Annotated in this window: 24 protein-coding genes; 15 read left to right on the top strand and 9 right to left on the bottom strand. The window is 60.6% G+C overall.

Annotation, left to right across the window (positions count from 1 at the left end; genetic code table 11):
* Positions 1-45: 45 nt before the first annotated feature.
* The 5 genes from BVU99_RS17495 to BVU99_RS17515 form a co-directional block, all read right to left on the bottom strand.
* Positions 46-1,329, bottom strand: a complete 1,284-nt coding sequence (locus BVU99_RS17495) for a serine/threonine protein kinase (protein WP_043143391.1) — start codon at positions 1,327-1,329, stop codon at positions 46-48.
* 257 nt (positions 1,330-1,586) lie between these two features.
* Positions 1,587-2,924 carry a cytochrome c gene (locus tag BVU99_RS17500; protein WP_060447252.1) on the bottom strand — a complete coding sequence of 446 codons (1,338 nt, stop codon included), beginning with the start codon at positions 2,922-2,924 and terminating at the stop codon, positions 1,587-1,589.
* 12 nt (positions 2,925-2,936) lie between these two features.
* Positions 2,937-4,718 (bottom strand): GMC family oxidoreductase, encoded by a 1,782-nt coding sequence (locus tag BVU99_RS17505; RefSeq protein WP_060432943.1) that lies wholly within the window; start codon positions 4,716-4,718, stop codon positions 2,937-2,939.
* Between the two features lie 2 nt (positions 4,719-4,720).
* On the bottom strand, positions 4,721-5,446 hold the full coding sequence (locus BVU99_RS17510) for a gluconate 2-dehydrogenase subunit 3 family protein (RefSeq protein ID WP_025302608.1): 726 nt from the start codon (positions 5,444-5,446) through the stop codon (positions 4,721-4,723).
* 307 nt (positions 5,447-5,753) lie between these two features.
* Positions 5,754-6,419 carry a transglycosylase SLT domain-containing protein gene (locus BVU99_RS17515; RefSeq protein ID WP_025302607.1) on the bottom strand — a complete coding sequence of 222 codons (666 nt, stop codon included), beginning with the start codon at positions 6,417-6,419 and terminating at the stop codon, positions 5,754-5,756.
* A 109-nt stretch (positions 6,420-6,528) separates the two neighbouring features.
* On the opposite strand from BVU99_RS17515, the gene ghoS reads away from it, so the two are divergent.
* The 6 genes from ghoS to BVU99_RS17545 all read left to right on the top strand — a co-directional run bounded on the left by ghoS (position 6,529) and on the right by BVU99_RS17545 (position 11,612).
* The gene (gene ghoS / locus BVU99_RS17520) at positions 6,529-6,828 is read left to right on the top strand and encodes a type V toxin-antitoxin system endoribonuclease antitoxin GhoS (protein ID WP_099817357.1); all 300 of its coding nucleotides are present in this window, start codon (positions 6,529-6,531) and stop codon (positions 6,826-6,828) included.
* 131 nt (positions 6,829-6,959) lie between these two features.
* Positions 6,960-7,904 (top strand): metal ABC transporter substrate-binding protein, encoded by a 945-nt coding sequence (locus BVU99_RS17525; RefSeq protein WP_099817356.1) that lies wholly within the window; start codon positions 6,960-6,962, stop codon positions 7,902-7,904.
* Positions 7,901-8,791 carry a manganese/iron ABC transporter ATP-binding protein gene (locus BVU99_RS17530; RefSeq protein ID WP_043143367.1) on the top strand — a complete coding sequence of 297 codons (891 nt, stop codon included), beginning with the start codon at positions 7,901-7,903 and terminating at the stop codon, positions 8,789-8,791. Before BVU99_RS17525 ends, BVU99_RS17530 begins: the two co-directional genes overlap by 4 nt.
* On the top strand, positions 8,791-9,651 hold the full coding sequence (gene yfeC / locus BVU99_RS17535; protein ID WP_015377686.1) for an iron/manganese ABC transporter permease subunit YfeC: 861 nt from the start codon (positions 8,791-8,793) through the stop codon (positions 9,649-9,651). Before BVU99_RS17530 ends, yfeC begins: the two co-directional genes overlap by 1 nt.
* A complete protein-coding gene (locus BVU99_RS17540) occupies positions 9,651-10,505 on the top strand; it encodes a metal ABC transporter permease (RefSeq protein ID WP_025302603.1) in 855 nt (284 codons plus the stop codon). Before yfeC ends, BVU99_RS17540 begins: the two co-directional genes overlap by 1 nt.
* Positions 10,506-10,742: 237 nt before the next feature.
* Positions 10,743-11,612, top strand: coding sequence for a fructosamine kinase family protein (locus tag BVU99_RS17545; RefSeq protein ID WP_033642864.1), 870 nt, complete (start codon positions 10,743-10,745; stop codon positions 11,610-11,612).
* Positions 11,613-11,647: 35 nt separating this feature from the next.
* On the opposite strand, the gene BVU99_RS17550 is transcribed toward BVU99_RS17545, so the two are convergent.
* On the bottom strand, positions 11,648-12,208 hold the full coding sequence (locus tag BVU99_RS17550; RefSeq protein ID WP_025302601.1) for a YniB family protein: 561 nt from the start codon (positions 12,206-12,208) through the stop codon (positions 11,648-11,650).
* 185 nt (positions 12,209-12,393) lie between these two features.
* Between BVU99_RS17550 and BVU99_RS17555 the strand changes: the two genes are divergently transcribed.
* The 4 genes from BVU99_RS17555 (at position 12,394) to BVU99_RS17570 (ending at position 16,947) form a co-directional block, all read left to right on the top strand.
* Positions 12,394-13,674 (top strand): protease, encoded by a 1,281-nt coding sequence (locus BVU99_RS17555; protein WP_099817355.1) that lies wholly within the window; start codon positions 12,394-12,396, stop codon positions 13,672-13,674.
* A gap of 64 nt (positions 13,675-13,738) precedes the next feature.
* Entirely contained in the window at positions 13,739-14,404 is a 666-nt protein-coding gene (gene hxpB / locus BVU99_RS17560; protein WP_043143363.1) for a hexitol phosphatase HxpB, read from the top strand.
* A 421-nt stretch (positions 14,405-14,825) separates the two neighbouring features.
* On the top strand, positions 14,826-15,374 hold the full coding sequence (locus tag BVU99_RS17565) for a metal-dependent hydrolase (protein ID WP_004931456.1): 549 nt from the start codon (positions 14,826-14,828) through the stop codon (positions 15,372-15,374).
* A 181-nt stretch (positions 15,375-15,555) separates the two neighbouring features.
* Positions 15,556-16,947, top strand: coding sequence for an L-cystine transporter (locus BVU99_RS17570; protein ID WP_025302598.1), 1,392 nt, complete (start codon positions 15,556-15,558; stop codon positions 16,945-16,947).
* A gap of 63 nt (positions 16,948-17,010) precedes the next feature.
* On the opposite strand, the gene phnX is transcribed toward BVU99_RS17570, so the two are convergent.
* Both phnX and phnW read right to left on the bottom strand, forming a co-directional pair.
* Complete coding sequence (gene phnX, locus BVU99_RS17575) at positions 17,011-17,820, bottom strand: phosphonoacetaldehyde hydrolase (protein WP_025302597.1); 810 nt, start codon at positions 17,818-17,820, stop codon at positions 17,011-17,013.
* A gap of 9 nt (positions 17,821-17,829) precedes the next feature.
* Positions 17,830-18,933 carry a 2-aminoethylphosphonate--pyruvate transaminase gene (gene phnW / locus BVU99_RS17580; RefSeq protein WP_025302596.1) on the bottom strand — a complete coding sequence of 368 codons (1,104 nt, stop codon included), beginning with the start codon at positions 18,931-18,933 and terminating at the stop codon, positions 17,830-17,832.
* A gap of 153 nt (positions 18,934-19,086) precedes the next feature.
* Here phnW and phnR point away from each other — a divergent pair, with 153 nt between their 5' ends.
* The 5 genes from phnR to BVU99_RS17605 all read left to right on the top strand — a co-directional run bounded on the left by phnR (position 19,087) and on the right by BVU99_RS17605 (position 23,795).
* Positions 19,087-19,806, top strand: a complete 720-nt coding sequence (gene phnR, locus BVU99_RS17585) for a phosphonate utilization transcriptional regulator PhnR (protein ID WP_033633223.1) — start codon at positions 19,087-19,089, stop codon at positions 19,804-19,806.
* Positions 19,807-19,980: 174 nt separating this feature from the next.
* Positions 19,981-20,991, top strand: coding sequence for a 2-aminoethylphosphonate ABC transporter substrate-binding protein (locus BVU99_RS17590; RefSeq protein WP_099817354.1), 1,011 nt, complete (start codon positions 19,981-19,983; stop codon positions 20,989-20,991).
* 8 nt (positions 20,992-20,999) lie between these two features.
* A complete protein-coding gene (gene phnT / locus BVU99_RS17595) occupies positions 21,000-22,124 on the top strand; it encodes a 2-aminoethylphosphonate ABC transport system ATP-binding subunit PhnT (RefSeq protein ID WP_210403914.1) in 1,125 nt (374 codons plus the stop codon).
* Between the two features lies 1 nt (position 22,125).
* Positions 22,126-22,989, top strand: coding sequence for a 2-aminoethylphosphonate ABC transporter permease subunit (gene phnU, locus BVU99_RS17600; protein ID WP_025302593.1), 864 nt, complete (start codon positions 22,126-22,128; stop codon positions 22,987-22,989).
* Between the two features lie 2 nt (positions 22,990-22,991).
* Positions 22,992-23,795: an ABC transporter permease gene (locus BVU99_RS17605; protein WP_099817352.1), complete on the top strand. Its 804-nt coding sequence runs from the start codon at positions 22,992-22,994 to the stop codon at positions 23,793-23,795.
* 46 nt (positions 23,796-23,841) lie between these two features.
* Here the strand turns inward: BVU99_RS17605 and kdgR are convergent, their stop codons facing one another.
* Positions 23,842-24,633, bottom strand: coding sequence for a DNA-binding transcriptional regulator KdgR (kdgR, locus tag BVU99_RS17610; protein ID WP_025302591.1), 792 nt, complete (start codon positions 24,631-24,633; stop codon positions 23,842-23,844).
* Between the last annotated feature and the right edge of the window lie 105 nt (positions 24,634-24,738).

Raw genomic sequence — 24,738 nt, forward strand, 5'->3', positions numbered from 1 at the left:
TAAAGGAAGGATAAGAGGCGCGCCGGAGCCGGCGCGCCCAGGGGATCACATCAGGCCGTAGATCAGCGCCGACAGCGCAATCAAGCCCATCACCAGCACGAAGACGTTGCTCGCCGCGCGATATTGGCGCATGGCCGGCACCGCACGCACCGCGTACATCGGCAGGATGAACAGGATCGCCGCAATCAGCGGGCCGCTGATGGTTTCGATGATGTGCAGCGCGCTGGGGTTCCACACCGTCGCCGCCCAGGTGAGCAGGAACAGTGCCACCGCCGAGATGCGGTGCGTCATGCGCGAGCTGAGCGGCTTGCCGACCGCGCGCGTGACGCCATCGATCAGGCTGGTCGCCCCTTCCGTCACCCCCAGCGAGGTGCCGAGATAGGATTTAGCCATTGCCAGCATTGCCATCACCGGGCCGAGATAGGCGATCAGCGGGTTGGAAAACTTGTTGGCCAGCGTGGTCAGCACCGTGATGTTCTGATCTTTCGCCTGCTGCATGTCTTCATGGGACAGGCTCAGCACGCAGCTGAACACGAAAAACAGCACGGTGACGCAGATCAGCACATAGCTGTAGCGCATGATGCGCGCGCAGCGGCGCTCCGCCTTGTCGCCATACAGGCTCTTCTGCGTCGAGGCGAAGGAGGAGATGATCGGCGCATGGCTGAAGGAAAACACCATCACCGGCACCGCCAGCCACAGTGAATGCCACAGCCCCGGCGTGTCGAAGCGGGTGGTGGCCAGGCCGTGCACGAAGTTGGCGGTATTCCAGCTCGGCATCAGGTACAGCGAAATACCCATCAGGAACACCAGCAGCGGGAACACCAGCATGCCCATCGCCGCCACGATGCTGTCTTTGCCACGCAGCAGCACCAGATTGAGCACTACGACCACCGCCAGACTCAGCCAGATACGCGGCAGCGGCGCCACGTGGAACTGGTGGATCAGGAAGCTGTCCAGCGCGTTGGTGATCGAAATGCTGTACACCAGCACGATCGGGAAGAACGCCATCAGATACAGCATCATGATGATTTTTCCGGCCAGCACGCCGAAGTGTTCCACCACCACATCGTGAATATTGCCGTCGCGGCTGGAGCCAGAAAGCACGAAGCGGCTGAGCGCGCGGTGCGGCAAATAGGTCAACGGGAAAGCGAACAGCGCCATCAACAGCAGCACCAGCGGGCCGTTCAAACCGGCGTTGATCGGCAAGAACAATGTGCCGGCGCCCACCGCGGTGGCATAGAGACCGAACATCCAGACGGTGTCGGTTTTGTTCCATTTGGCAGGCTGAGCGGCCGTCAGCGTGCCTGAATCGGGAGAAATCGTACTCATGAGACAGTCTACCTTAATCTGCAGCGCCAACGATTGCGCCTAACGGGATATCCTTCTCCGCGAATTTTTTAATAGTAATCAGTGAATTAAAGCGATATTTCATACTTACGCCTGATGAAAGGACGGCAAAGGATAATGAAAAATCCGCTGCGGGTCTATGTTTTATCGGCTGAACGGATGATTTGCGAACAGAAAATGCTGAAAAAACCGGCACGGGCAGGAAAAACTAAGGGCTCCTTGCGGAGCCCTTAAGCGGTTTACTTCTTCGCGTCCGGATGGTCCGGCACCTCGGCGCTGCCCATCTCCTTCTCGTCGCGGATCATCGAGCGGTCTTTACGCACGTCGGCCACGTCGGAGGCGCTCACCGGTTTGGCGCTGTTGCCCCAGCTGGTACGGATGAAGTTCACCACGTCCGCCACCTGCTGATCGTTCAGACGCCAGCCAAACGGCGGCATGGTGATATTGGATACCGCGCCCTGCACCGCCGGCGTGGTGTTGCCGGTCAGCACGATGTGGATCAGCGAGGTCGCGTCCTCGGTCTGCACCACCGGATTGCCCTTCAGCGACGGGAAGGCGCGCTTGTAGCCCACGCCGTCGGTGCGGTGGCAGGCCGCGCAGTTATCAACATACAGGGCCGCGCCGGGCTTGCTGTCATTCCCGCGCCACAGATCCTTGGCCACGCTGTCTTCGACCGGCGCCGCCTGCTGCTTGCCGTCTTTCGGCGGCAGCGATTTCAGGTAGCGCGCGATGGCGGTCAGATCGTCGTCGCTCAGGTATTGCAGGCTGTGCTCCACGACGTCGCTCATGCCGCCGAACACGATGGCTTTGTCGTTACGGCCGGTTTTCAGGAACTCGGTCAGCTCGGCTTCGCTCCAGCTGCCCAGGCCGTCCTTGCGGTCGCCGCGCAGGCTGGAAGCCACCCACCCATCGATCGGCGCGTTGCTCCCGGACAGGTAGTCGTCGCTTTCGCTGTTGCTCAACGCTTTCTCCTGCATGGTGATGCTGCGCGGGGTATGGCAGGCGCCGCAGTGGCCCAGGCCTTCCACCAGGTAGCGGCCGCGCTCAATCACCGGATCGGCCTTGGCGTCAGCGACAAAATCCGCCGGCGACGGCGCGAACATGCCGCGCCAGATGCTCAGCGGCCAGCGCATCGACAGCGGCCACGGGATGTCGGAGTCCTTGTTGGCCTGCTCCACCGGCTGCACGCCGTGCATGAAATAGGCATACATGGCGCGCATGTCGTCCTCTTTCACCAGCGCGAACGACGGGTACGGCATCGCCGGGTACAGGGTGCTGCCGTTTTTGGCTACGCCCTTACGCACCGCGTTGTCGAAATCCTCGAAGCTGTAATCGCCGATGCCGGTTTTCTTGTCCGGCGTAATGTTGGTCGAGTAGATGGTGCCGATCGGCGTCTCCATCGCCAGACCGCCGGCGAAGGTTTTGCCGCTCTTGCCGTCGGTGTGGCAAGCCACGCAGTCGCCGGCGCGCGCCAGGTATTCACCGCGCTTGATCAGCTCGCTGCTGACGGTGGCGTCCTGCGCCCAAACGGAAAAACTCACTGCACTGAGAACCAGTGCCGGTACAAATGCTTTCATCGTTCGCCGTCCTTATGCCTGCACCAATGGGCCTGGGTTTTTCAGATACTGCTCGCGAATGGCGCGGGCAGACCAGTAAGCCAATGCCGCCACGGTGCCGGTCGGGTTGTAGCCCAGCCCCTGCGGGAAAGCCGATGCGCCGATCGAGAACACGTTGTGCACATCCCAGCTCTGCAGATAGCGGTTGACCGCGCTGGTCTTCGGATCTTCCCCCATTACCGCGCCGCCGTTCATATGGGTGGTCTGGTAGCTGGTGGTGTCGAAGTGGCTGTTGGCGTTTTTCGGGCTGCCGGCGATCAGTTTCGGGTTCATCGCCTTGGCGATCGGCGCCATCTTGTCGTACATGAACTGCGCCATCTTGATGTCGTTTTCCTGCCAGTCGAACGTCATGCGCAGCAGCGGCTGGCCAAAGACGTTCTTGTAGTTGGGATCGAGATCCAGATAGTTGTTGCGGTACGACTGGTGCGCGCCGTGGGCGTCCATCGAAACGTGGTGGGTGTAGGCATCCGCCACTGCCGCTTTCCATTTGCTGCCCCAGGCCGGGGTGCCCGGAGGCGTCGGCAGGCCGGAGATCGGCTTGGTGCCAGCCTGGTTGACCCAGAACGGCGAACCGCCGACGAAGCCTTCTTTGGCATGGTCGAAGTTATCGGCGTTGAAGTCGTCCACGCCCACGCCGTTGCCGCCGGCGCCGATGAACGGGTTGGTGAACACGTCTTTATCGAAGAACGCCTTGATGGTGGTCATGTTCTGGTAGGCGAAGTTGCGCCCGACCACGCCTTCGCCGGTCACCGGATCGTAAGGCTTGCCGATGCCGGACAGCAGCATCAGGTGCACGTTGTGGAACTGGAACGCGCCCAGGATCACCAGATCGGCCGGCTGTTCAATCTCGCGGCCCTGCGCATCGACGTAGTTCACGCCGGTGGCGCGGGATTTGTCGTCGGTCAGGTTGACCTTCAGCACGTTGGCGTTGGTGCGCAGCTCGAAACGTTTCTCCATTCGCAGCGCCGGCAAGATGTTGACGTTCGGCGAGGCCTTGGAATACATGTAGCAGGCGTAGCCGCTGCAGAAACCGCAGAAGTTGCACGGGCCCATCTGCGCGCCGTACGGGTTGGTGTAAGAGTCCGAGGTGTTGGCGGACGGCAGGTTGTAAGGGTGATAACCCACCTCCAGCGCCGCTTTCTCGAACAGCTGGGCGGAGTAGGTATTTTTCTGCGCCGGCAGCGGGAAGTCGCTGGAACGATCCGCCGCAAAGCGGTTGCCGCCCTTCTGCGCCACTTTCTGCCCTTTGATGGTCCAGGCGGTGCCGGAGGTGCCGAACACTTTCTCCGCTTTATCGAAGAACGGTTCCAGCTCGTCGTAGGTCACGCCGAAGTCCTGGATGGTCATGTCCTTCGGAATGAAGTTTTTGCCGTAGCGCTCTTCATAGTGGCTGCGCATGCGCAGTTCGATCGGATCGACGCGAAAATGCACGCCCGACCAGTGCAGGCCGGCACCGCCAACGCCGGTGCCCGGCAGGAACGCCGCCAGCTGGCGGTAAGGCACCGCGGTCTGGCTGCTGTTGTGGCGAATGGTGACGGTGCTTTTCGACAGATCCTGGAACAGTTTGCGGCGGATGTTATAGGTCAGCTCGTCGATCACCTGCGGATAAGAACCGTCCGGATAGGTGTCGCGCATCGGGCCACGCTCCAACGCCACCACGTTGAGGCCGGCCTCGGTCAGCTCTTTGGCCATGATCGCGCCCACCCAGCCGAAACCGACGATCACCGCATCTACTTTTTTCATTATCGTTGCCATGATCAGCCCCTCTCCCCACGAATCGAGACGGGCGGGAAGGGATAACGCTCCCCTCGCTCAACCCAGTCCATAAAATCGGCGCGCGCGCCCGGAAAATTAATCAGCTTCCAGCCCACCATGTCTTTGTTGCCGCCATGGATAGGATCGCTGAAGAAACCTTCGCGGGTGTTTTGCAACAGATAGGAGAAGAACAGTTTCGACGGCAGCTGCTGGAACTCCGCCTCGCCGGACTCGAACTTTTGCAGCATGGCGTCTTGCTGTGCGCCATCCAGTTCGGCGAAGGGCTTGCCGGCGGTTTTCTTGCTGTAGGCGTCGGCGTCACTGATGCCGAGGTTGTAGATTTGCTTGGGCACCAGCGGCAGCTGATAACCCATCTCCTTCGGCACATCGGGGTTGAATGGCCCCTGCATGTACCAGATGGAGCCGGTGGCGTATGGGGTATTCATCTGGCGATCGATAAACTCCGGTACGCCGGCTTCCAGTGCGCCAGGGCCGCGTTCGTCGGCCGGGATCAGGCGCGCGACGGCGGCCCTGATGAAGGCCCACTCTTCCGGGGTGAAAAAGGTCGGTTGGTAATCGTTCTGCGTTGAAGTGTTCGGGGCCGCGACCGCTGGTGCCGGTGCCGTCAGCGCGCCAACGCCACTGCCACCAATTACCGCCGCAGGAATTAAGGTCATCGATTTCAACAAGAAATCGCGCCGCGAATTGTTGGTTTTATGATTCGACATGTCACATTCCATCCAAAGATAGTCACAACTATTTAACCGCAACCTTGCGGTCGATACGGGTTTTTAAAATAATTTGTTACTTATTTGTCTATTTATTGAAGGTCAGAATGCGAGCAAATGCAAAAATGTTACCGGTAACTTATTGAATGAACGTAAAGATTTATCTGCTAACGTAAATTTAACTTTTTGTGCGGTTTTTCTGATAACCGGTGAGGAAATAACGAAAAATGAGAGGTGCGTCGTGCTCTTAAGCGGCGCCATAAACAAAATCGGCCGCGTTCAGCGGCCGATTCGACAAAAGAGAGGGTTACTGCGACATCGCCTGGTAGGCGGTGGTCACCTTCCACAAATAGCGCGGCGCCTGCGGTGCCGGGTGCTTTTTCTGGATGTGCTGATAAAACTCGTCCGGACTCATCTGATTGATGCGATTCACCGCCACACGCTTGTCCGAGGAGAAGGTGCGTAACATGGCACCCGCCCCGTTCACGTACGAAACGATGGTGGCATAACGCAGAGTCTGAGGGTTGTTGATCCCGGCTAGCTGCTGGCTTTGAAGAATATTGATATAGGCCGTTCCCAGATCAATATTGACCGCCGGATCTTTCAGCTCACGCGAGCTGGGTTGCCCGTTTCGTCCTTTCATGCGATAGGCGTCGCGGCCGGCGGTAGAAGCCTTAAGCTGCATCAATCCCACTGCGTTCGAGGTGCTGACCACGTTCGGGTTAAACCCGGACTCCACCTGAATAATCGCTTTAATCAGCGTTTCGTCAACGCCGTAGTTGCTGGCGGCCTGACGAATGTAATCGTTATAAGCAACCGGGGTGCCTGTGCGGTTTACCGGTGCCTGCGGAGGGGGTTTTAACCAACCGCCGCGCGTTGTGCCACTGCCTGAAATATTGCTTGCCGTTTGCGGGTCTTTGGCGCACCCCGACAAAAGCAAAATTGCCGTAAGGCAACCTATTTTTGTTTTCACAGAATCCCTCACTCCTTTCAATGAGTTGCGTAGCATATACAACTTGTAAGGACACCTGCAGTAATTTTTTGGGCTAATCTCAAGCTATCCATATACCAAGAGGTGATTTATGAGTCAATCTGCAACAAACTGCTTTGTGGTGACTTTTCGCTATCAGGAAGCGGGATTAACCGACCTGGCGAAGCTGACCGGGCAATTGACGCGCGAAGGTTTTGTCACGTCGGTGACAGACGAAAATGGCGTTCACCATGAGCTCGGCAGCAACAGTTTCGCGTTCATAACCGTGCTGGATCAAGAGGATGTACTGCGCCTGGCGCAGGGGTTCGGGCAGTTGGCATTGGGAAAACAGCCGGAGGTGACGATATGCACCTGTGAGGACTACCTTCAGCGGTTACATACTGATACATAAAATGCTATAACTCCCCGGACGGTATTATTTTTTCAGTTGGAGAAATACCCCGCCGGCGGTGGGCAAGTGACGCTTGACTTCGCTTCAATTGATATTGATAATCATTTTCATTTGAACCAGGAGACGTCATCATGCCATTGATAAGTTGCGCTTTTCGTCGCAGTCGCCCTTCCCGCGCTGCCGCACTGTTACGCCCTTTTACGCTCGCCTGCCTGCTGCTCGGCGCCGCCTTGGTCAGTCAAAACGCGCTGGCGGAAAAAAAGCTGCGCGTGGTGACAACCTTTACCATCATTCAGGACATTGCCCAGAACGTGGCCGGTGACGCCGCCGTGGTGGAATCCATCACCAAGCCGGGTGCCGAGATCCACGACTATCAACCGACCCCGCGCGACATCGTCAAAGCGCAGCACGCCGACCTGATCCTGTGGAACGGCATGAACCTGGAACGCTGGTTCCAGCGCTTCTTCGAAAACATCAAACAGGTGCCGGCGGCGGTCGTGACCGAAGGCATCACCCCGCTGCCGATCCGCGAAGGGCCGTATAACGGCAACCCGAACCCGCATGCCTGGATGTCGCCAAGCAACGCGCTGGTGTACATCGAGAACATTCGCAAAGCCCTGGTGGAGCACGATCCGGCACATGCGGAAACCTATAACCGCAACGCCAAAGCCTACGCAGAGAAAATCGGCGCACTGGACGCCCCACTGCGCGAACGCCTGGCGCGCATTCCGACCGCACAGCGTTGGCTGGTGACCAGCGAAGGCGCTTTCAGCTACCTGGCGCAGGACTATCAGCTGAAAGAAGTCTACCTGTGGCCGATCAACGCCGATGAGCAAGGTTCGCCGCAGCAGGTGCGCCGGGTAATCGACGCGGTGCGCGCCCACCATATTCCGGTGGTGTTCAGCGAAAGCACCATTTCCGACAAGCCGGCCAAGCAGGTAGCGAAAGAAACCGGCGCCAAATATGGCGGAGTGCTCTACGTGGATTCGCTGTCCACCCGCGACGGCCCGGTGCCGACCTATATCGACCTGCTTAACACCACCGTGCAAACCATCGCCAAAGGATTCGATCAATGACCCATGAACCGTTTGTCCGCCCTGAATTGAACGTGGACGACGTCACCGTGACCTACAACAACGGACACACCGCCATTCACAACGCCAGCTTTACCCTGAGCGGCGGTTCGATCTGCGCACTGGTCGGCGTCAACGGCAGCGGTAAATCGACGTTGTTCAAAAGCATCATGGGCCTGGTCAGGCCCACCAGCGGCCGGGTGTCGCTCAGCGACAAACCGGTAGCGGACGCGCTGAAAAAGAACCTGATCGCCTACGTGCCGCAGACCGAGGACGTCGACTGGAACTTCCCGGTGCTGGTGGAAGACGTGGTGATGATGGGCCGCTACGGCAAGATGAATTTCCTGCGCATTCCGTCGCGAGAGGACCGGTTGCGGGTTGACAAGGCGCTGGAGCGGGTCGGCCTCAGCGAGCTGCGCGGTCGGCAGATCGGCGAGCTGTCCGGCGGCCAGAAAAAGCGCGTGTTTCTGGCGCGCGCGCTGGCGCAACAGGGCACGGTGCTGCTGCTGGATGAACCGTTCACCGGCGTGGATGTGAAAACCGAGAATGCCATTATCGAGCTGCTGCGCGCATTGCGCGACGAGGGGCATCTGATCCTGGTCTCCACCCACAACCTCGGCAGCGTGCCGGAGTTTTGCGATCGGGTGATCCTCATCAACCGCACGGTGCTGGCCGCCGGCCCAACCGAAACCACCTTCACGCAGAGCAACCTGGAGCAGGCATTCGGCGGCGTGCTGCGCCATATCAACCTCTCAGGCCCGGATCTGCACGACGACAACGATCCGCGCACCGTTACGGTATTGACCGACGATGAGCGCCCGGCGGTGTTCTACGGCCACACCAAGAGCGATCCGCCGGCCAACAGCCAGGCCAGGGAGAAACAATCCTGATGCTGGACCTTCTGCTGCAACCTTTCAGTTATAACTACATGGTGAAAGCCATCTGGGTCAGCGCCATCGTCGGCGCCGCCTGCGCGTTCCTGTCCGCCTATCTGATGCTGAAAGGATGGTCGTTGATGGGCGATGCGCTGTCGCACTCGGTGGTGCCCGGCGTGGCCGGCGCCTACGCCCTCGGCCTGCCCTACGCCGCCGGCGCCTTCTTTACCGGCATGCTGGCGGCGCTGGCGATGACGCTGGTGCGCCACATCACCCGCCTGCGCGAAGACGCCATCATCGGCTTCATCTTCTCCACCTTCTTCGCCGTCGGCCTGCTGATCGTGTCGCTCAACCCCACCTCGGTCAACGTACAGTCGATCATCTTCGGCAATATCCTCGGCATCGCCGACGAAGACGTGCTGCAGGTGGAAATCATCATCGGCGTTTCGCTGCTGATCCTGTGTCTGGTGTGGAAAGACCTGCTGGCGGTGTTCTTCGACGAAAGCCACGCGGTATCGATCGGCCTGTCGCCGCTGAAGCTGAAGATCCTGTTCTTCACCCTGCTCAGCGCCTGCACCGTCGCCGCGCTGCAAACCGTCGGCGCCATTTTGGTGATCGCCATGGTGATCACGCCGGGCGCCACCGCCTATCTGCTGACCGACCGCTTCAGCCGGCTGGTGATCATCGCCATCATCATCGGCGCATTGACCAGCGGCATCGGCGCCTACCTGAGTTTCTTCCTCGACGGTGCCACCGGCGGGGTGATCGTCACCCTGCAAACGCTGGTGTTCCTGGCGGCGTTCTTCTTCGCGCCGAAACACGGCCTGCTGGCGTCCCGGCGCCGTGTGGCGCATTCGCAAACCGGAGGCCGCTGATGGACACCCTGTATCAACTGCTCAGCGAACCCTTCGCCTACCCGTTCATGCAGCGGGCGATCGTCGCCGCCATCGTCACCGGCGTAGTGTGCGCCGTGCTCTCCTGCTATCTGGTGCTCAAAGGCTGGTCGCTGATGGGCGACGCCATCTCGCACGCGGTGCTGCCCGGCATCGTGGTGGCGTTCGTGGTCGGCATCCCGCTGGCGATCGGCGCCTTCCTCTCCGGCATCTTTTGCGCGGTAGCCACCGGCTACCTGAAAGAGAACAGCCGGGTGAAAGAAGACACGGTGATGGGCATCGTCTTTTCCGGCATGTTCGCCTTCGGCCTGGTGCTGTTCTCGCGCATCGACACCGACCAACACCTAAGCCACATTCTGTTCGGCAACATGCTGGGCATCACCGACGGCGAGCTGAAGCAAACCCTGCTGATTGCCGGCATCACCCTGGCGGTGGTGTTGCTCAAGCGCAAAGACTTCATGCTGTACTGTTTCGACCCGCACCACGCCCGGGTGATTGGCCTGCCGGTCAAGCTGCTGCACTACGGGCTGCTTTGCCTGCTGGCGATGACCATCGTCGCCTCGCTGCAGGCCGTGGGGGTGATCCTGGTGATCGCCATGCTGATCGCCCCCGGCATCATCGCCTTTATGCTGTGCCGCCGGTTTGATCGCATGCTGATGGTGGCAACGGTGGTGTCGGTGTTCTCTTGCGTGCTCGGCACCCTGATCAGCTTCCACATCGACGGCGCCACCGGGCCCTGTATCGTCATCGTGCAGGCCGTGCTGTTCGTTGTCGCCTTGTTGTACAGCAAGCTGCGCCCGTTACAGGGTAACCAAAACGCCCCGATGGGCAGTTAAACGCCCCTCTGATGCGGCGGTGTTCCCCGCCGCATCCTATTCCTCCGCTGGCTTATCCGTTGTCATCAAGTTGCAATCGGTATTGCGCTTAAATTAATCAATAGGGTATATACTTTGAGCTGGCGAGGCGCTGAAAAAATCGCCACCTTTGACGCCGGCTGTGCGCCGCGTCGTGTTTTCACCACGGGAAAGACGCTAACCTAATGAATTATCAGGCAGCACAGAGGGGGAAATACCATGTGGCAAGCCGTTAGCCGTCTGTTAAGTGAACATCTTGGCAGCGCAGAGATACGCGAAAGGATTGAACTGCCCGGGGGCGACATTCACCCGGCGTGGCGCGTGAGTTACGGTGACAACGAGGTGTTCGTGAAATGCGACGCCCGTGAACAACTGCCGATATTCACCGCCGAGGCCGATCAGCTGGCGTTGCTGGCGCGCAGCAAAAGCGTGCGGGTACCGGAAGTGTATGGCGTCGGCAGCGATCGCGACTACAGCTTCCTGCTGCTGGAGTATCAGCAGTTGAAACCCCTCGACGCCCACGGCGCCTACTGTCTGGGCCAGCAGTTGGCGCACCTGCATCAGTGGAGCGAGCAACCGCAGTTCGGTCTCGACTTCGACAGCGATCTGACCACTACCCCGCAACCCAACGCCTGGCAGCGCCGCTGGTCGGAATTCTTCGCCGAGCAGCGCATCGGCTGGCAGCTGCAGCTGGCGGCGGAAAAAGGCATGACCTTCGGCGACATCGACGACATCGTCGATCGGGTGTATCTGCGCTTGCAGCACCACCAGCCGCAGCCTTCCCTGCTGCACGGCAACCTGTGGCCGGGCAACTGCGCGATGACCGCCAACGGGCCGATACTGTTCGATCCGGCCAGCTACTGGGGCGACAGAGAGTGCGATTTGGCGATGCTGCCGCTGTATCCGGAGCTGCCGCCGCAGATCTACGACGGCTATCAGAGCGTGTGGCCGCTGGGGGCCGGATTTATCGAACGCCAGCCGCTGTATCAGCTGTACTACCTGCTCAACCGCAGCAATCTGTTCGGCGGCCAGCATTTGGTGGCTGCCCAACGCGCGGTGGAGGCGCTGCTGCAGCCCGAAGCGTCATAACGTTCCGGGGCGCCGAGCGGCGCCCCGTTCATGGTTCAGGCCGCGCCGGCCAACTGCCCCAACAGGCGGATCACGAACCAGGCGATCACCGCAATCACGATCGGCAGGATGTACAGCGGGAAGTACTGCAGGAAGATGGTGTGGTGCGGCAGCGTAATGCGCTCCTCAAGCTGTTGGCGCGTGTGCCCTTCGCTGCCCTTGGCCTGCTCCAGTATCATCTGGTCTTCCAACCCTTCGCGGATGAATTTGACCTGACGCGACATGCGCGCGCCGGAGGCCTGCAGCGCCAGCCCGACGAAGATCAGAATATAGATGATGATGAACATCAGATTGGCGCCGCTGAACAGGCTTTTATCCACGTCAGGCACCGGTGAGTTGTACCAGAAAAGGTTCAGGAACGGCGTGTTGAAACGCACCATGTCCACCATCACGTGAACGAAATCCAGCATCACCGCGTTGATGCCCTTGGTTTTTTCACTGTGCTGATAGATAAAACCCAGCACGGAAATCAGCGTCGACAGCAACGCCGGGATAAAAACCACCCATCCGAGAATGCGTTTCAAAATGGCGAGACGCCCGGCCTGTTGATACGTCATGTGTTCCCCTTGTTAGCGACGTAACCGAATCGGCTAAGTCTACCTGCTGTTGGCGAAACTCGCCCACCGTTTTCTTCACTCCCTCTGTGCTACAAGCTTAGCCGAATTCGTCGAAATCAAAAACTTAACGGCGCCGGCACACTATCATTGAAGGGGTAACGTTATCCATTCGGACAGAGGCCGCCATGATTCGACTGATTATCTTATTGCTGGGCGCCCAGGCGCTGCACGGCCAGCGCCGCCTGCTGGTGCTGTTCGGTTGGCTGTGGATAGCCGCAGGGGCACTGATGTTGTTCGACATACTGCAGGATGGCCGGTCGGTGCTGGCGCTGGATGCGCTGGCGGTCATCCTGGCGCTGGAGGGGCTGGTGGCGATATCCGCTGCGCTGGTGATCGGCTCTTCGGCCAGCAGGCCGGTGTTGCTGAAGGGATTGGGTTTCGTGTTTATCGCCTTTTTAATGCTGGACGTGCCCGCAGACGATAACATCGTCGCCACCGTGGTGTTTGGCAGCGCGCTGCTGCTTGACGGCGCCGTGCGCATCGCCTCCTCCACGGTGATTCAACACAGTCGATGGAAAGGCGTGGCGCTAGCGGGCGGCGGCGAGATCCTGCTTTCGTTGATGATTTTTGTCGGCTGGCCGGCGCCGCATCGGATGACGGTGCCCTTTTGCCTCGGCGTGATGATGGTGCTTTCCGGCTGGGCCTTATTGCGTATCGCCCGGAGACTGACAAGCTTCTCTCTGAATCAGCACCCCGCGCGGCAGCCACCGCACCCGGAGGATGAGACTGCGCCACTCACGGTGTACGTCTGGACACCGATTGGTGCGGCTAAAGATCCGCGCCGGCGTTACATCGTCGACCGATACATCGCGGCGGTCGACGGCGGCGGCAATATCTCCACCGGTCATGCCGCCCTGGCGCTCGCGCCGGATGTGTATATCAGTCACTACCCGCTCAACGACATCAGCCATTCCGTTCAGGATTTCCGCCAGTTGTTGCATGCCGGCGAGCAGAACAACGTCGACGGGCGTTTCCTGCCCGACCTGCCGGGTGAGATCGCCGCCTGGTGCCCACCGGACAAGAAAATTCAATTCTACCGCTATAACCCGGCGGCGCTGCGCGCATTCTGGCTGCGTTATCGGCAAGACGCCACCTACAATCTGACCCGACGCAACTGTTCCACCACGGTCATCGGCGCGCTCGACAGCGCGTTGGAAGGCGTACTGGGCGATAAACACCTGTGGCGCCGCTTTCTGTTGCTGGTGCTGGATCCCAATCTGTGGATGCTGGCGGTACTGCGCAGCCGCGGCGAAAGCATGACCTGGACGCCGGGTTTGGTGCTGGACTACGCACGCATGTTGCAACAGGTCACCGAGCGTCAACATCAGCGCTGGTGGCTAAAATTGCGCGAGGCGTGGAATATCCTTCGTTTTGGCAAAAGCCAAACGCGCAGGCAAAGGTTTTAGTCTCGTCACCGGCGATGATAAAGTGTCGGGCACATTCACCCGCGCCGGCAGGAGTTAACCGTTAATGGCTTATTCGCAACGCATTGAAACCGCAATTTTTGATATGGACGGCTTGTTGATCGACTCGGAACCGCTGTGGCTGCAGGCCGAGCTGGATATCTTCGGCGCGCTGGGTTTGGATCTGTCTGACCGTCACAAGCTGCCGGACACGTTGGGGTTGCGCATCGATCTGGTGGTGAAGATGTGGTACCAGGCGATGCCGTGGCAAGGGGTTTCGCTCGATGAGGTGTCGGCGCGGATTATCGAGCGCGCCATCGAGCTGGTGCACGAGACGCGCCCGCTGCTGCCGGGCGTTCAGCAGGCGCTGGAGCTGTGCCGCAGCCAGGGGCTGAACATTGGCCTCGCCTCCGCCTCGCCGCTGCACATGCAACAGCAGGTGCTGAAGATGTTCGATCTTGAAGGTTACTTCGATCAGCTGGTTTCCGCCGAATACCTGCCGTACAGCAAACCACACCCTGAGGTCTACCTGATCGCCGCCGAGCGCCTGGGCAGCGATCCGCTGCGCTGCATCACGCTGGAAGACTCCTTTAACGGCATGATCGCCACCAAGGCCGCACGCATGCGTTCCATCGTCATCCCGGCGGCCGAATACCGTCACGATCCGCGCTGGGCGCTGGCGGACCACAAGCTGGAGACCCTGGAACAGCTCACTCCCGCCCACTTTGCCTGACCTGCGGCGCCGGCCATCGGCGCCCTGGCTTTCCGCTCTGCGCCATAAAAGGGATCCGTGCCGCAAAACAAACGAAACATCGTTTCATTATTATTGAATCGGCATGCTGTTGTTATTATGCTGGGTGGCAGGGAAAGCGACGGCCCGCGGCGCGTTGTCACTGCCACGCAGCGCGGTTCAAGGCCGCCGCTTCCTCCCGCCACACGCCAAGCCACCGTCTTTTTTCTCATCTTCATGCATCGCCCATCGCCCGCTTTTTGTTCTCGCCAGTCAAAATCGATGATTTGTTACGCAGCACCGTAACAAGCCGTTGTAAAACAGGGAAAAATAAACAATTGGTTACAGGGTAACTGCTTCCACTACTGGGAATTTTCCCATATACTGGATAAATTAACAGTTTACCAGCCGGAATCGCAACAGCATGACCGCGGAAGGACATCTCATTTTCTCTGTCGCTTGCGCGATCTTCGCCAAGAAGGCGGAAGTGACGCCAGAGCTGGCTACCGGCGACTGGTGGCACATCATACCCGCCGCGCTGCTCACCTCGCTGCTGCCGGACATCGATCACCCCAAGTCGGTACTGGGCCAGCGCCTGCGCTGGATCGCCCTGCCCATCGCCCGCGCCTTCGGCCACCGCGGTTTCACCCACAGCCTGCTGGCGATCGCCGGCGGCATGGCGCTGTTTCAGCTGGACGTGCCGCGTAGCTGGCCGATCCCGGCCGACGCGCTGCACGCCATGATCATCGGTTACTTCAGCCATCTGCTGGCCGACATGCTCACGCCCGCCGGCGTGCCGCTGCTGTGGCCGTGCCGCTGGCGTTTTCGCCTGCCCCTGCTCAACTCGCAAAAAGGCAACCAGCTGGAGCGCGTACTGTGTCTGTGCCTGGTGGCGTTTGCCATCTGCTGGCAAGGCGATTTCACCCTGCCGGTGCAATCCTATGTCGAGCAAATCAGAAATATCAGACTCTGATCACAAAAATACGCCCAATCCATCATCTTGATGTATATAAAACAAACAAAAACACACAAAAAGCTATATCAAATTCCATTTGGATATAAGTAGGCCACTCAGCAAACTGTTACGATATTTACATCGCGACATACGTGATGCGTAGTCGTTTTTATAAGAAAGATTATTGGAGACATTGGGGATGAATCTTCCGCTCGTGATTAACGTGCTGGTGTTTGTCGCGCTTCTTTTGCTGCTGGCGCAAACCCGCCACAAGCAATGGAGCCTGGCGAAAAAAGTGCTGGTCGGCCTGGTGGTCGGCGTAGTATTCGGTCTGGGCCTGCAGCTGGTGTACGGCGCCGACAACCCGGTACTGAAAGAATCCATCAGCTGGTTCAACATCGTCGGCAACGGCTATGTGCAACTGCTGCAAATGATCGTCATGCCGCTGGTGTTCGCCTCAATCCTGAGCGCGGTCGCCAAACTGCATAACGCCTCTTCTCTAGGCAAAATCAGCGTCCTGACTATCGGCACGCTGCTGTTCACTACGCTGATCTCGGCGCTGGTGGGCGTGCTGGTCACCAACCTGTTCGGCCTGACCGCCGAAGGCCTGGTGCAGGGCGCACAGGAAAGCGCGCGCCTGACGGCGATCCAGACCAACTACGTGGGTAAACTGGCCGATCTGACCGTGCCGCAGATGGTGCTGTCGTTCATCCCGAAAAACCCGTTCGCCGATCTGACCGGCGCCAGCCCGACGTCGATCATTAGCGTGGTGATTTTCGCCACCTTCCTCGGCGTGGCGTCGCTGCAGCTGCTGAAAGACGACAAGCCGAAAGGCGAGCGCGTGCTGGTGGCTATCGACACCCTGCAGGCCTGGGTGATGAAGCTGGTGCGTCTGGTCATGAAGCTGACGCCGTACGGCGTGCTGGCGCTGATGACCAAAGTGGTCGCCGGTTCCAACATTCACGACATCGTCAAGCTCGGCAGCTTCGTGGTGGCCTCGTACATCGGCCTGGCCATCATGTTCGTGGTGCACGCTGTGCTGCTGGCCTTCACCGGCGTTAACCCGATGAAGTTCTTCCGCAAGGTGTGGCCGGTGATCACCTTCGCCTTCACCAGCCGCTCCAGCGCCGCCAGCATTCCATTGAACGTGGAAGCGCAGACCCGTCGTCTGGGCGTGCCGGAATCCATCGCCAGCTTCTCGGCGTCGTTCGGCGCCACCATCGGCCAGAACGGCTGTGCGGGTCTCTACCCGGCGATGCTGGCGGTGATGGTTGCGCCGACCGTCGGCATCAACCCGCTGGATCCGGTGTGGATCGCCACCCTGGTTGGCATCGTCACCCTCAGCTCCGCCGGTGTGGCGGGCGTGGGCGGCGGCGCCACCTTCGCCGCGCTGATCGTACTGCCGGCGATGGGCCTGCCGGTGACGCTGGTCGCGCTGCTGATCTCGGTCGAACCACTGATCGACATGGGCCGTACCGCGCTAAACGTCAACGGCTCCATGGCGGCAGGCACCATCACCAGCCAGCTGATGAAGCAAACCGACAAAGCCGTGATGGACAGCGAAGACGAAGTCGAATTGGCTCACAGCTAACGCCCTCTCAGATCGAAAAAACCGGGGATTATCCCCGGTTTTTTTATGCCCCGCGTTCGGTCGTTACGGCCGCTCGCCGTTCGCCAGCCGCCGGTTGATATCGGCGATCACATCCGGTAATTGCGCCAGCGTGTCTATCACATAATGCGCGCCCGCCGCGTACAGCTTATCGGCGGCCGCCGTGCGGCGCTGCTCTATTTCCCCTGCCGCCATTTGACGGTACTCCGACCAGGTAGCGCCGAACTCGTTGCCGGACAGCGCCAGCCCGACGCTCCACATCCCGGCGTTCAGCCCTTCGGCAATGCCCGGCACCGCGTCATCGACCTTCACGCAGTGCGCCACCGCATCGATGCCCAGCGCGATGACGTTCTGCAACGCCATCCACGGCCCCGGTCGGCCGCCGGCCGCAAGATCGTCGGTGGCGACCCAATAATCCGGCGCATAGCCGCGCTGCGCGGCGGCCGGCGCCAGCACCTCCATCACCGCGCGCGGATAACCGGAGCAGGAACCGATTTTTATGCCCTGTTCGCGCAGCCCGGCAATCACCTGCGGCACGCCCTCGATGGGATCGGCAAAGTCGATCACTTTGGCGATTTGCAGCGGCATAAACGCCTGATACAGCGCGTCGATATCCTGGTGGCTCATCGAGCGGCCCAGCTTCTGCCGCCAGCGCGCGTCAACCGCCGGCAGTTTGCCCAGCGCCTCGATGTGCTGCCATTTGCCGAGCCCCATCGGAATGCGCGCCTCCGCCAGGCTGATGTCGATATCGAAGGTTTGCTTGAACGCCTCGACAAAAATCTGCGTTGGCGCAAAGGAGCCGAAGTCCACCGTGGTGCCGGCCCAGTCGAGGATCACTGCGTTGATCTGTTTCATGGTCAATCCTTATTGATTCCAGTACATCGCCTGCCCGACGGCCGCCAGCAAACGTTCGATATCCTGCGGATAAATTTCCCCGATGTTGCCGATGCGGAAACAGTCGCTCTGCGACACTTTGCCGGGATAAATCACGAAGCCTTGCTGCTTCAGGCGCTGATAAAACTCGGCGAAGCGGTAAGTGTCGGCCTTCGGCGAATAGAACGCGGTGATGATCGGCGAGTGCAGCGCATCGTCCAGCAGGGTCTCAAAGCCCAGTTCACGCATGCCCGCCACCAGCCGACGCTGATTGGTCTGATAGCGGTGGTGGCGCGCGGCAATACCGCCCTCGTGTTCCAGCTCTTTCAGCGCCTGCGCGAAGGCCAGCACGGTGTGGGTCGGCGACGTAAAGCGCCATTTGCCGGCCTGGTCTTCCATACAGCGCCACTGGGCATACAGATCCAGCGACAGCGAGCGCGAACGGCCGGCGCATTTCTCCAGCTCGCTGCGGCGGGCGATGACGAAAGCGAAGCCCGGCACGCCCTGAATGCATTTGTTGGCGGAGCTGATCAGAAAATCGATGCCCAGCGCGTCCACATCCAACGGAATGCCGCCGAAGCTGCTCATGGCGTCAACGATAAAGGTTTTACCGTTGCGCGCCGCCAGACCGGCGACCTTCTGCAGCGGGTTGAGCATGCCGGTGGTGGTTTCACAGTGCACCATGGCGATATGGCTGATGCGCGCATCGCTTTTCAGCACCGCCTCCATCGCCGCCACGTCCGGCTCATTGACCTCGCCGCAGTCGAAAGCGTGGTGGTCAATATCCATCAGCCGCGCCATTTCGATCATTCGCGCCCCATAGGCGCCGTTGTTGACGATCAGCAGCTTGTCCTGCGGGCCGATGACCGTGCCCAACACGCCTTCCACCGCAAAACTGCCGCTGCCCTGCAGCAGCACCGAGGTGTAACCGGCGGACGGCGTCGCCAGCGCCACCAACCGTTGGCGGATGCGCTGCACCACGCCCAGGTTGTAATCTTCATCCCAGGTGCAGCTGTCATACAGCATCGCCTCTTTCACCGTTTTCGATGTGGTCAGCGGACCGGGGGTCAACAGCAGGTAGTTACGATCGGACATGTCATTCACCTATTTGGTCTATACCAGATTGCAGGCATTGTGGCGGCAAATTCCTTCCCCGGTCAAACGACAAAGCGCGGTGAAACAAAAAATTCATCTGGCTATGTATAATAAGCGGGCCGGAATGCCAGGCCGATGCCATAGCGAGATGAAATGAAAGAACATCAGGGCGATATGCCCCACTACCTGCAGATCAAGGATCAGCTTCAGGCGCGCATCACCCGCGGCGCGCTGCAGGCGGGCGACAAGCTGCCTTCGGAGCGCGAGCTGTGCGCCATCTTCTCCACCACCCGCGTTACCATTCGCGAGAGCCTGGCGCAGCTGGAAGCCACCGGCGCCATCTACCGCGCCGATCGCCGCGGCTGGTTCGTCACGCCGGAACGGCTGTGGCTGGATCCGACGCAGAACACCAACTTCCACCGCCTCTGCCAGGAGCAAGGGCGCACGCCGCGTACCGCGCTGCTGTCCGGCGAAAAAACCACGGTGCCGCTCGACGTGATGCAGCCGCTGGCGCTCGAGCCGTTCGATCAGGTGTATCTGCTGCGCCGCGTTCGCTATGCCGACGGCCGCGCCATCTGCTATTGCGAGAACCACTGCCTGCCGCAGCGGGTGCCGGAACTGCTCCGCCACGATCTCAACGGCAGCTTGACCGAGGTTTATCAGCAGCATTACGATTTGATTTACAGCAACATGCACCTGTCGTTCTACCCGACCGCCCTGCCTTACCGCGCCGCTAACGCGCTCGGCGCCATGGTCGGCCTGCCCGCCTTATTGCTGCGCCGCTTGAATTACGATCAGCACGGCCGCATTCTCGATTTCGATATCGAATACTGGCGCCACGACAGCCTGCGCATCGAGGTCGATACGCTTTAATCTCCTGAATATCGGGGCTGCGCCTGCCGCCCCCTTTTCTCTCCCACGCCCAATCCCCGTTGCCGGTAAATATATTTTGCCGCTTTCATTTTTTTGTCATATTCGCCGATTAGCTTGGCCGCATATCTGGTGTATACCAGTTTCGCATTAACCCGCAACAGTGAGGCTGAAGCTATGAAACATTCTCGTCTGGTCCTGATGACCGCCATCGCACTCGGCTCCGCGCCGGCCTGGGCCGCCGATGCGGTGGTGACCGTCTACTCCGCCGATGGCCTGCACGACGGCGATCACAGCTGGTATCAAACCCAGTTTGACGCCTTCACTCAGGCAACCGGGGTCAAGGTGCAGTACGTCGAAGGCGGTTCCGGCGCCATCGTCGAGCGGCTGTCGAAAGAGCGCAGCAACCCGCAGGCCGACGTGCTGGTGACGCTGCCACCGTTCATCCAGCGCGCCGCCGCGGAAAAACTGCTGCAGGACTTCACCCCGCAGGATGCGGCGCAGATCGCCAACGCCCAGCCGCAGTTCGTGCCGCTGGTGAACAACTACCTGAGCTTCATCTATAACGCCAAACTGCTGCCGCAGGCGCCCGCCAGCTACCAACAGCTGCTGGACGCGCAGTTCCGCAACAAGCTGCAGTACTCCACGCCGGGCCAGGCGGGTGACGGTACCGCGGTGATGCTGCAGACGTTCCACAGCTTCGGCAGCAAAGACGCCGGTTTCGACTACCTCGGCAAGCTGCAAAGCAACAACGTCGGCCCTTCGGCCTCCACCGGCAAGCTGACCGCGCTGGTCAATAAAGGGGAGCTGCTGGTGGCCAACGGCGATCTGCAGATGAACCTGGCGCAGATGCGCAGCAACCCGAACGTGAAGGTGTTCTGGCCGGCCGGGCCGGACGGCAAGCGTAGCACGCTGGTGCTGCCTTACTATGTCGGCCTGGTGCAAGGCGCGCCGCAAAGCGCCAACGGCAAAAAGCTGATCGACTTCCTGCTGAGCAAAGAAGCGCAAAGCAGCGTCAGCGCCATTTCCTACGGTATGCCGGTGCGTAAGGACGTCACCCCGACCGACGATAACTTCAAGCAGTCGCAGGCGGCGCTGAAAGGCGTGGACATCTGGGCGCCGGACTGGAATCAGGTGGTGAGCAGCCTGTCCGCCGATATCTCCCGCTGGCACCAGGTGACCGAATGACGCTGACGATGCCTTCTACCCTCTCTTCCCGCGCCGAGGCGCGGGATCGCAGCCAGGACATCGCCGGGCCGTCGGGCATTCAGCTCGACCGCGTCAGCGTGTCGTATCGCGGCACCGAGGTGCTGAAACCCCTGACGCTCACCATCGCCCCCGGCGAAGTGCTGGCGCTGATCGGCCCCTCAGGCTCGGGCAAAACCACCGTGCTGCGGGCCATTGCCGGATTCGTGCAGCCGTCCGCCGGGCGTATTGCCATCGGTGACGTCGATGTCACCGACGTGCCGCCTTATGAGCGCGGCCTGGGCATGGTGGTACAGAACTACGCGCTGTTTCCGCATATGCGCGTCGAAGACAATGTGGCGTTCGGCCTGCGCGCGCAAGGCAAGCCGCGCGGCCTCACCGCCGAGCGCGTCGAAGAAGCGCTGGCCATCGTCGGCATGTCCGCCTACGCCAAGCGCTATCCCAGCCAGCTTTCCGGCGGCCAGCAGCAGCGGGTGGCAATCGCTCGCGCCATCGCGGTGCGCCCCAAAGTGCTGTTACTGGATGAGCCGCTGTCGGCGTTGGACGCGCAAATTCGCCACAGCATGGTGGAAGAGATCGCCCGCCTGCACCGCGAGCTCCCAGAGCTGACCATCCTGTACGTCACCCACGATCAGGGCGAAGCGCTGACGCTGGCGGACAAGATCGGCATCATGCGCGACGGCCACCTGATCGCCCACGGCGAGACCCGCGCGCTTTACCATCATCCCACGAACCGCTTCGCCGCCGAGTTCCTCGGCCGCGCCAACCTGCTGCCGGCCACCGCGCTGGAGACCACTACCGGGCAAGGCATGACCACCGTCAGCTGCGCCGGCAAAGTGATCGGCTGTTTCACCTACGGCGCACAACGCGGCTTCGACAAGCTGCTGTGCATCCGGCCGCAGCATATTGCGCTCGATGCCGACGCCCAGCGCAGCAACAACCTCATCGGCACGCTGCGCGATATTCACTGGCAGGGAGAACTGACGCACCTGCAGTTCGACGTTCAAGGCCATCCTCTGCGCGTGGTCACCACCCATCGCAGCCGGATGCCGCAGATCGGCGAACGCGTGCCGCTCTATTTCGCCCCCGACGATGCGGTACTGATCGAGGACTGACATGATCGACTCTACGCTTATTCGCCCGGCCCTGCGGCTGCGTTTCCCGCGCCGCCTGTGGATCCTGCTGCCGCTGCTGGTGCTGGCGACGCTGTTTTTCTACCCGTTGGCGCTGATCGTCAAACAGGCATTTACCGACGATCAGGGGCTATTCAGCGCCGACGCGCTGCAGCAGGTGTTCGAATCCCGACGCTTTGTCGGCGCCCTGCTCAACACGCTGCAGATTGCGCTGCTGGCGACGCTGGGCTGCCTGGTGCTCGGCACCCTGCTGTCGCTGCTGCTGGTGTTCACGCCGTTCCCCGGCAGCCGACCGATCGCCCGGGTGATCGATACCTTTATCGCCATGCCGACCTTCCTGATCACGCTGGCCTTCACCTTTATCTACGGCTCCGCCGGCCTGCTGAACGGCACGCTGATGGCGACCTTCGGTTTCACCCTGCCGCCGGTAGACTTTCTTTACTCCATCTGGGGGGTGATCCTGGCGGAAATCACCGTGTTTACGCCGCTGGTGATGCGCCCGCTGATGGCGGCATTGTCGCAGATCGATCGCAGCCAGCTCGAGGCCGCCAGCATCCTCGGCGCCCGGCCGGGGCGCGTGGTGCGCCAGGTGATTTTGCCGGCCGCGCTGCCGGCCTTGCTGGCCGGCGGCAGCCTGTGCCTGTTGTTGACCACCAATGAGTTCGGCATCGTGCTGTTTATCGGCGCCAAGGGCGTCACCACGCTGCCGATGATGGTCTACTCCAAAGCGATTCTGGAGTCGGATTACGCCGTCGCCTGCACGATCGCCGTCGTGAATATCGCGCTGTCGCTCGGGCTGTTCTCCCTTTACCGCTACGCCGCGGCGCGCGCCGGGCTGAGGAACTGACAATGTTGATTTGGTCCCGCACCGGACGCACCCTGACCTGCACGTTGACGATCACGCTGTTCGCCCTGTTCTTCTGCCTGCCGCTGGCGGTGATCCTGATGTCCAGCCTCAGTGAGCAGTGGAACGGCGTGCTGCCGAACGGTTTCACCCTCAACCACTTCCGCCAAGCGTTCAGCGGCGCCTCCTGGGACGCGCTGGTCGCCAGTCTGGCTATCGGTTTCAGCGCCAGCCTGTTCGCGCTGCTGTGCGGTACCTGGGCGGCGCTGGCGCTGCGCCACGTGCCTGAACGCGGCCGACAGCTGCTGGGCACGCTGTTTTTCATTCCCAGCGCGGTGCCTTCGGTCTCTATCGGTTTGGGGATGCTGGTGGCGTTCAGCCAGGGGCCGCTGCAGATGAACGGCACCTTCCTGATCGTGCCCACCGCTCACTTCGTGCTGATTTCCGCCTTTACCTTCGGCAACGTGATGGCCGGGCTGACCCGGCTACCTGGCGACTACGAGAACGTCGCCGCCAGCCTGGGCGCGTCGCCGCTGTTTCGCCTGCGCCACGTCACCCTGCCGATGATCGCCCCCTATATGATCTCCGCCTTCGCGCTCAGCCTGTCGCTGTCGATGGGGGAGCTGGGCGCGACCATGATGATCTACCCGCCGAGTTGGGCGACGCTGCCGGTCACCATTTTTAGCCTGACCGATCGCGGCAGCATCGCCAACGGCGCGACGCTGACCATGATCCTGGTGGCGGCCACGCTGTTGCTGATGTTAGTACTGGAGCGGATTGCTCAGCGGCTGACGCCGGGCGCAAAATAGCAACAAGGCGCTGCCATGGCGGCACCTTGTTCTTCGAAGCGAAGGGTCAGAACGGGTAGTCGTGATAGCCCTGCTGTTCGGAAATGCGTCGGGCGGCGACGTGCAGCAACGCCACATACTCCTCCCGCGCCGCTTCGGAAAAGCGCAGCGTCGGGAAAGAGATGCTCAGCCCGGCGATCGCTACCCCGAACCTGTCAAAGACCGGTACCGCGATGCAGCGGATCCCCGCTTCTTGCTCTTCGGCATCTTCGCCGTATCCCTGCGCTCGAACCCGATCCAGCACCGGCAACAGTTCGGCGGCGCTGGCCAACGTATGTTCGGTGCTGCGGGTAAACTCAATCTGCGACAGGATCTGCGCCACCTCATCCCGCTCGCGCCAGGCCAGCAGCACTTTACCGATGGCGGTGCTGTGCAGCGGGTTGCGGCGACCGATGCGCGAATACATACGCAGGTTATACATCGCGTCGATCTTGTGGATGTAGACGATGCCATCTTCGTCCAGAGCGCCGAGGTGGATGGTCTCGCGGGTAAGATTCGACAATTCGCGCATCTGCACGTCGGCGCTGCGGATCAGATCGACGTTCTGCAACGATTTGGCGCCCAGCTCGAACAGCTTGAGCGTCAGCGCATACTTTTCCGTCTCGCCCTCCTGTGAAACGTAGCCCAGCGCTTTCATGGTCTGCAGAAAACGGTAGACAGTGCTTTTAGACATCATCACCCGCTGGGACAGTTCGGTAATGCCAATCTCGCGCTCATCGCCGAGCGCCTGCAAAATGCCGAACACTTTCATCACGGATGAGACGGCATCCGGTTGCTTGTCTGAATCTGCGTTAGCCATGGTGCATACCCTACTTAACGGTTTTGTTTCAGGAAATTTAAACAAGGGTTTCAGTATAATCGGAACAGATCGCAGCGCGCAACGCAGCTGAGCGCTAAGCAATTG

The organism is Serratia sp. OLAL2, from assembly GCF_002752475.1.
GTDB lineage: Bacteria > Pseudomonadota > Gammaproteobacteria > Enterobacterales > Enterobacteriaceae > Serratia > Serratia bockelmannii.

Excerpts from the sequence above, each read along its gene's own strand:
- BVU99_RS17495 (WP_043143391.1), bottom strand. The coding sequence starts at position 1,329 with ATGAGTACGATTTCTCCCGATTCAGGCACGCTGACGGCCGCTCAGCCT.
- BVU99_RS17500 (WP_060447252.1), bottom strand. The coding sequence starts at position 2,924 with ATGAAAGCATTTGTACCGGCACTGGTTCTCAGTGCAGTGAGTTTTTCC.
- BVU99_RS17505 (WP_060432943.1), bottom strand. The coding sequence starts at position 4,718 with ATGGCAACGATAATGAAAAAAGTAGATGCGGTGATCGTCGGTTTCGGC.
- BVU99_RS17510 (WP_025302608.1), bottom strand. The coding sequence starts at position 5,446 with ATGTCGAATCATAAAACCAACAATTCGCGGCGCGATTTCTTGTTGAAA.
- ghoS (WP_099817357.1), top strand. The coding sequence starts at position 6,529 with ATGAGTCAATCTGCAACAAACTGCTTTGTGGTGACTTTTCGCTATCAG.
- BVU99_RS17525 (WP_099817356.1), top strand. The coding sequence starts at position 6,960 with ATGCCATTGATAAGTTGCGCTTTTCGTCGCAGTCGCCCTTCCCGCGCT.
- BVU99_RS17530 (WP_043143367.1), top strand. The coding sequence starts at position 7,901 with ATGACCCATGAACCGTTTGTCCGCCCTGAATTGAACGTGGACGACGTC.
- yfeC (WP_015377686.1), top strand. The coding sequence starts at position 8,791 with ATGCTGGACCTTCTGCTGCAACCTTTCAGTTATAACTACATGGTGAAA.
- BVU99_RS17540 (WP_025302603.1), top strand. The coding sequence starts at position 9,651 with ATGGACACCCTGTATCAACTGCTCAGCGAACCCTTCGCCTACCCGTTC.
- BVU99_RS17545 (WP_033642864.1), top strand. The coding sequence starts at position 10,743 with ATGTGGCAAGCCGTTAGCCGTCTGTTAAGTGAACATCTTGGCAGCGCA.
- BVU99_RS17550 (WP_025302601.1), bottom strand. The coding sequence starts at position 12,208 with ATGACGTATCAACAGGCCGGGCGTCTCGCCATTTTGAAACGCATTCTC.
- BVU99_RS17555 (WP_099817355.1), top strand. The coding sequence starts at position 12,394 with ATGATTCGACTGATTATCTTATTGCTGGGCGCCCAGGCGCTGCACGGC.
- hxpB (WP_043143363.1), top strand. The coding sequence starts at position 13,739 with ATGGCTTATTCGCAACGCATTGAAACCGCAATTTTTGATATGGACGGC.
- BVU99_RS17565 (WP_004931456.1), top strand. The coding sequence starts at position 14,826 with ATGACCGCGGAAGGACATCTCATTTTCTCTGTCGCTTGCGCGATCTTC.
- BVU99_RS17570 (WP_025302598.1), top strand. The coding sequence starts at position 15,556 with ATGAATCTTCCGCTCGTGATTAACGTGCTGGTGTTTGTCGCGCTTCTT.
- phnX (WP_025302597.1), bottom strand. The coding sequence starts at position 17,820 with ATGAAACAGATCAACGCAGTGATCCTCGACTGGGCCGGCACCACGGTG.
- phnW (WP_025302596.1), bottom strand. The coding sequence starts at position 18,933 with ATGTCCGATCGTAACTACCTGCTGTTGACCCCCGGTCCGCTGACCACA.
- phnR (WP_033633223.1), top strand. The coding sequence starts at position 19,087 with ATGAAAGAACATCAGGGCGATATGCCCCACTACCTGCAGATCAAGGAT.
- BVU99_RS17590 (WP_099817354.1), top strand. The coding sequence starts at position 19,981 with ATGAAACATTCTCGTCTGGTCCTGATGACCGCCATCGCACTCGGCTCC.
- phnT (WP_210403914.1), top strand. The coding sequence starts at position 21,000 with ATGCCTTCTACCCTCTCTTCCCGCGCCGAGGCGCGGGATCGCAGCCAG.
- phnU (WP_025302593.1), top strand. The coding sequence starts at position 22,126 with ATGATCGACTCTACGCTTATTCGCCCGGCCCTGCGGCTGCGTTTCCCG.
- BVU99_RS17605 (WP_099817352.1), top strand. The coding sequence starts at position 22,992 with ATGTTGATTTGGTCCCGCACCGGACGCACCCTGACCTGCACGTTGACG.
- kdgR (WP_025302591.1), bottom strand. The coding sequence starts at position 24,633 with ATGGCTAACGCAGATTCAGACAAGCAACCGGATGCCGTCTCATCCGTG.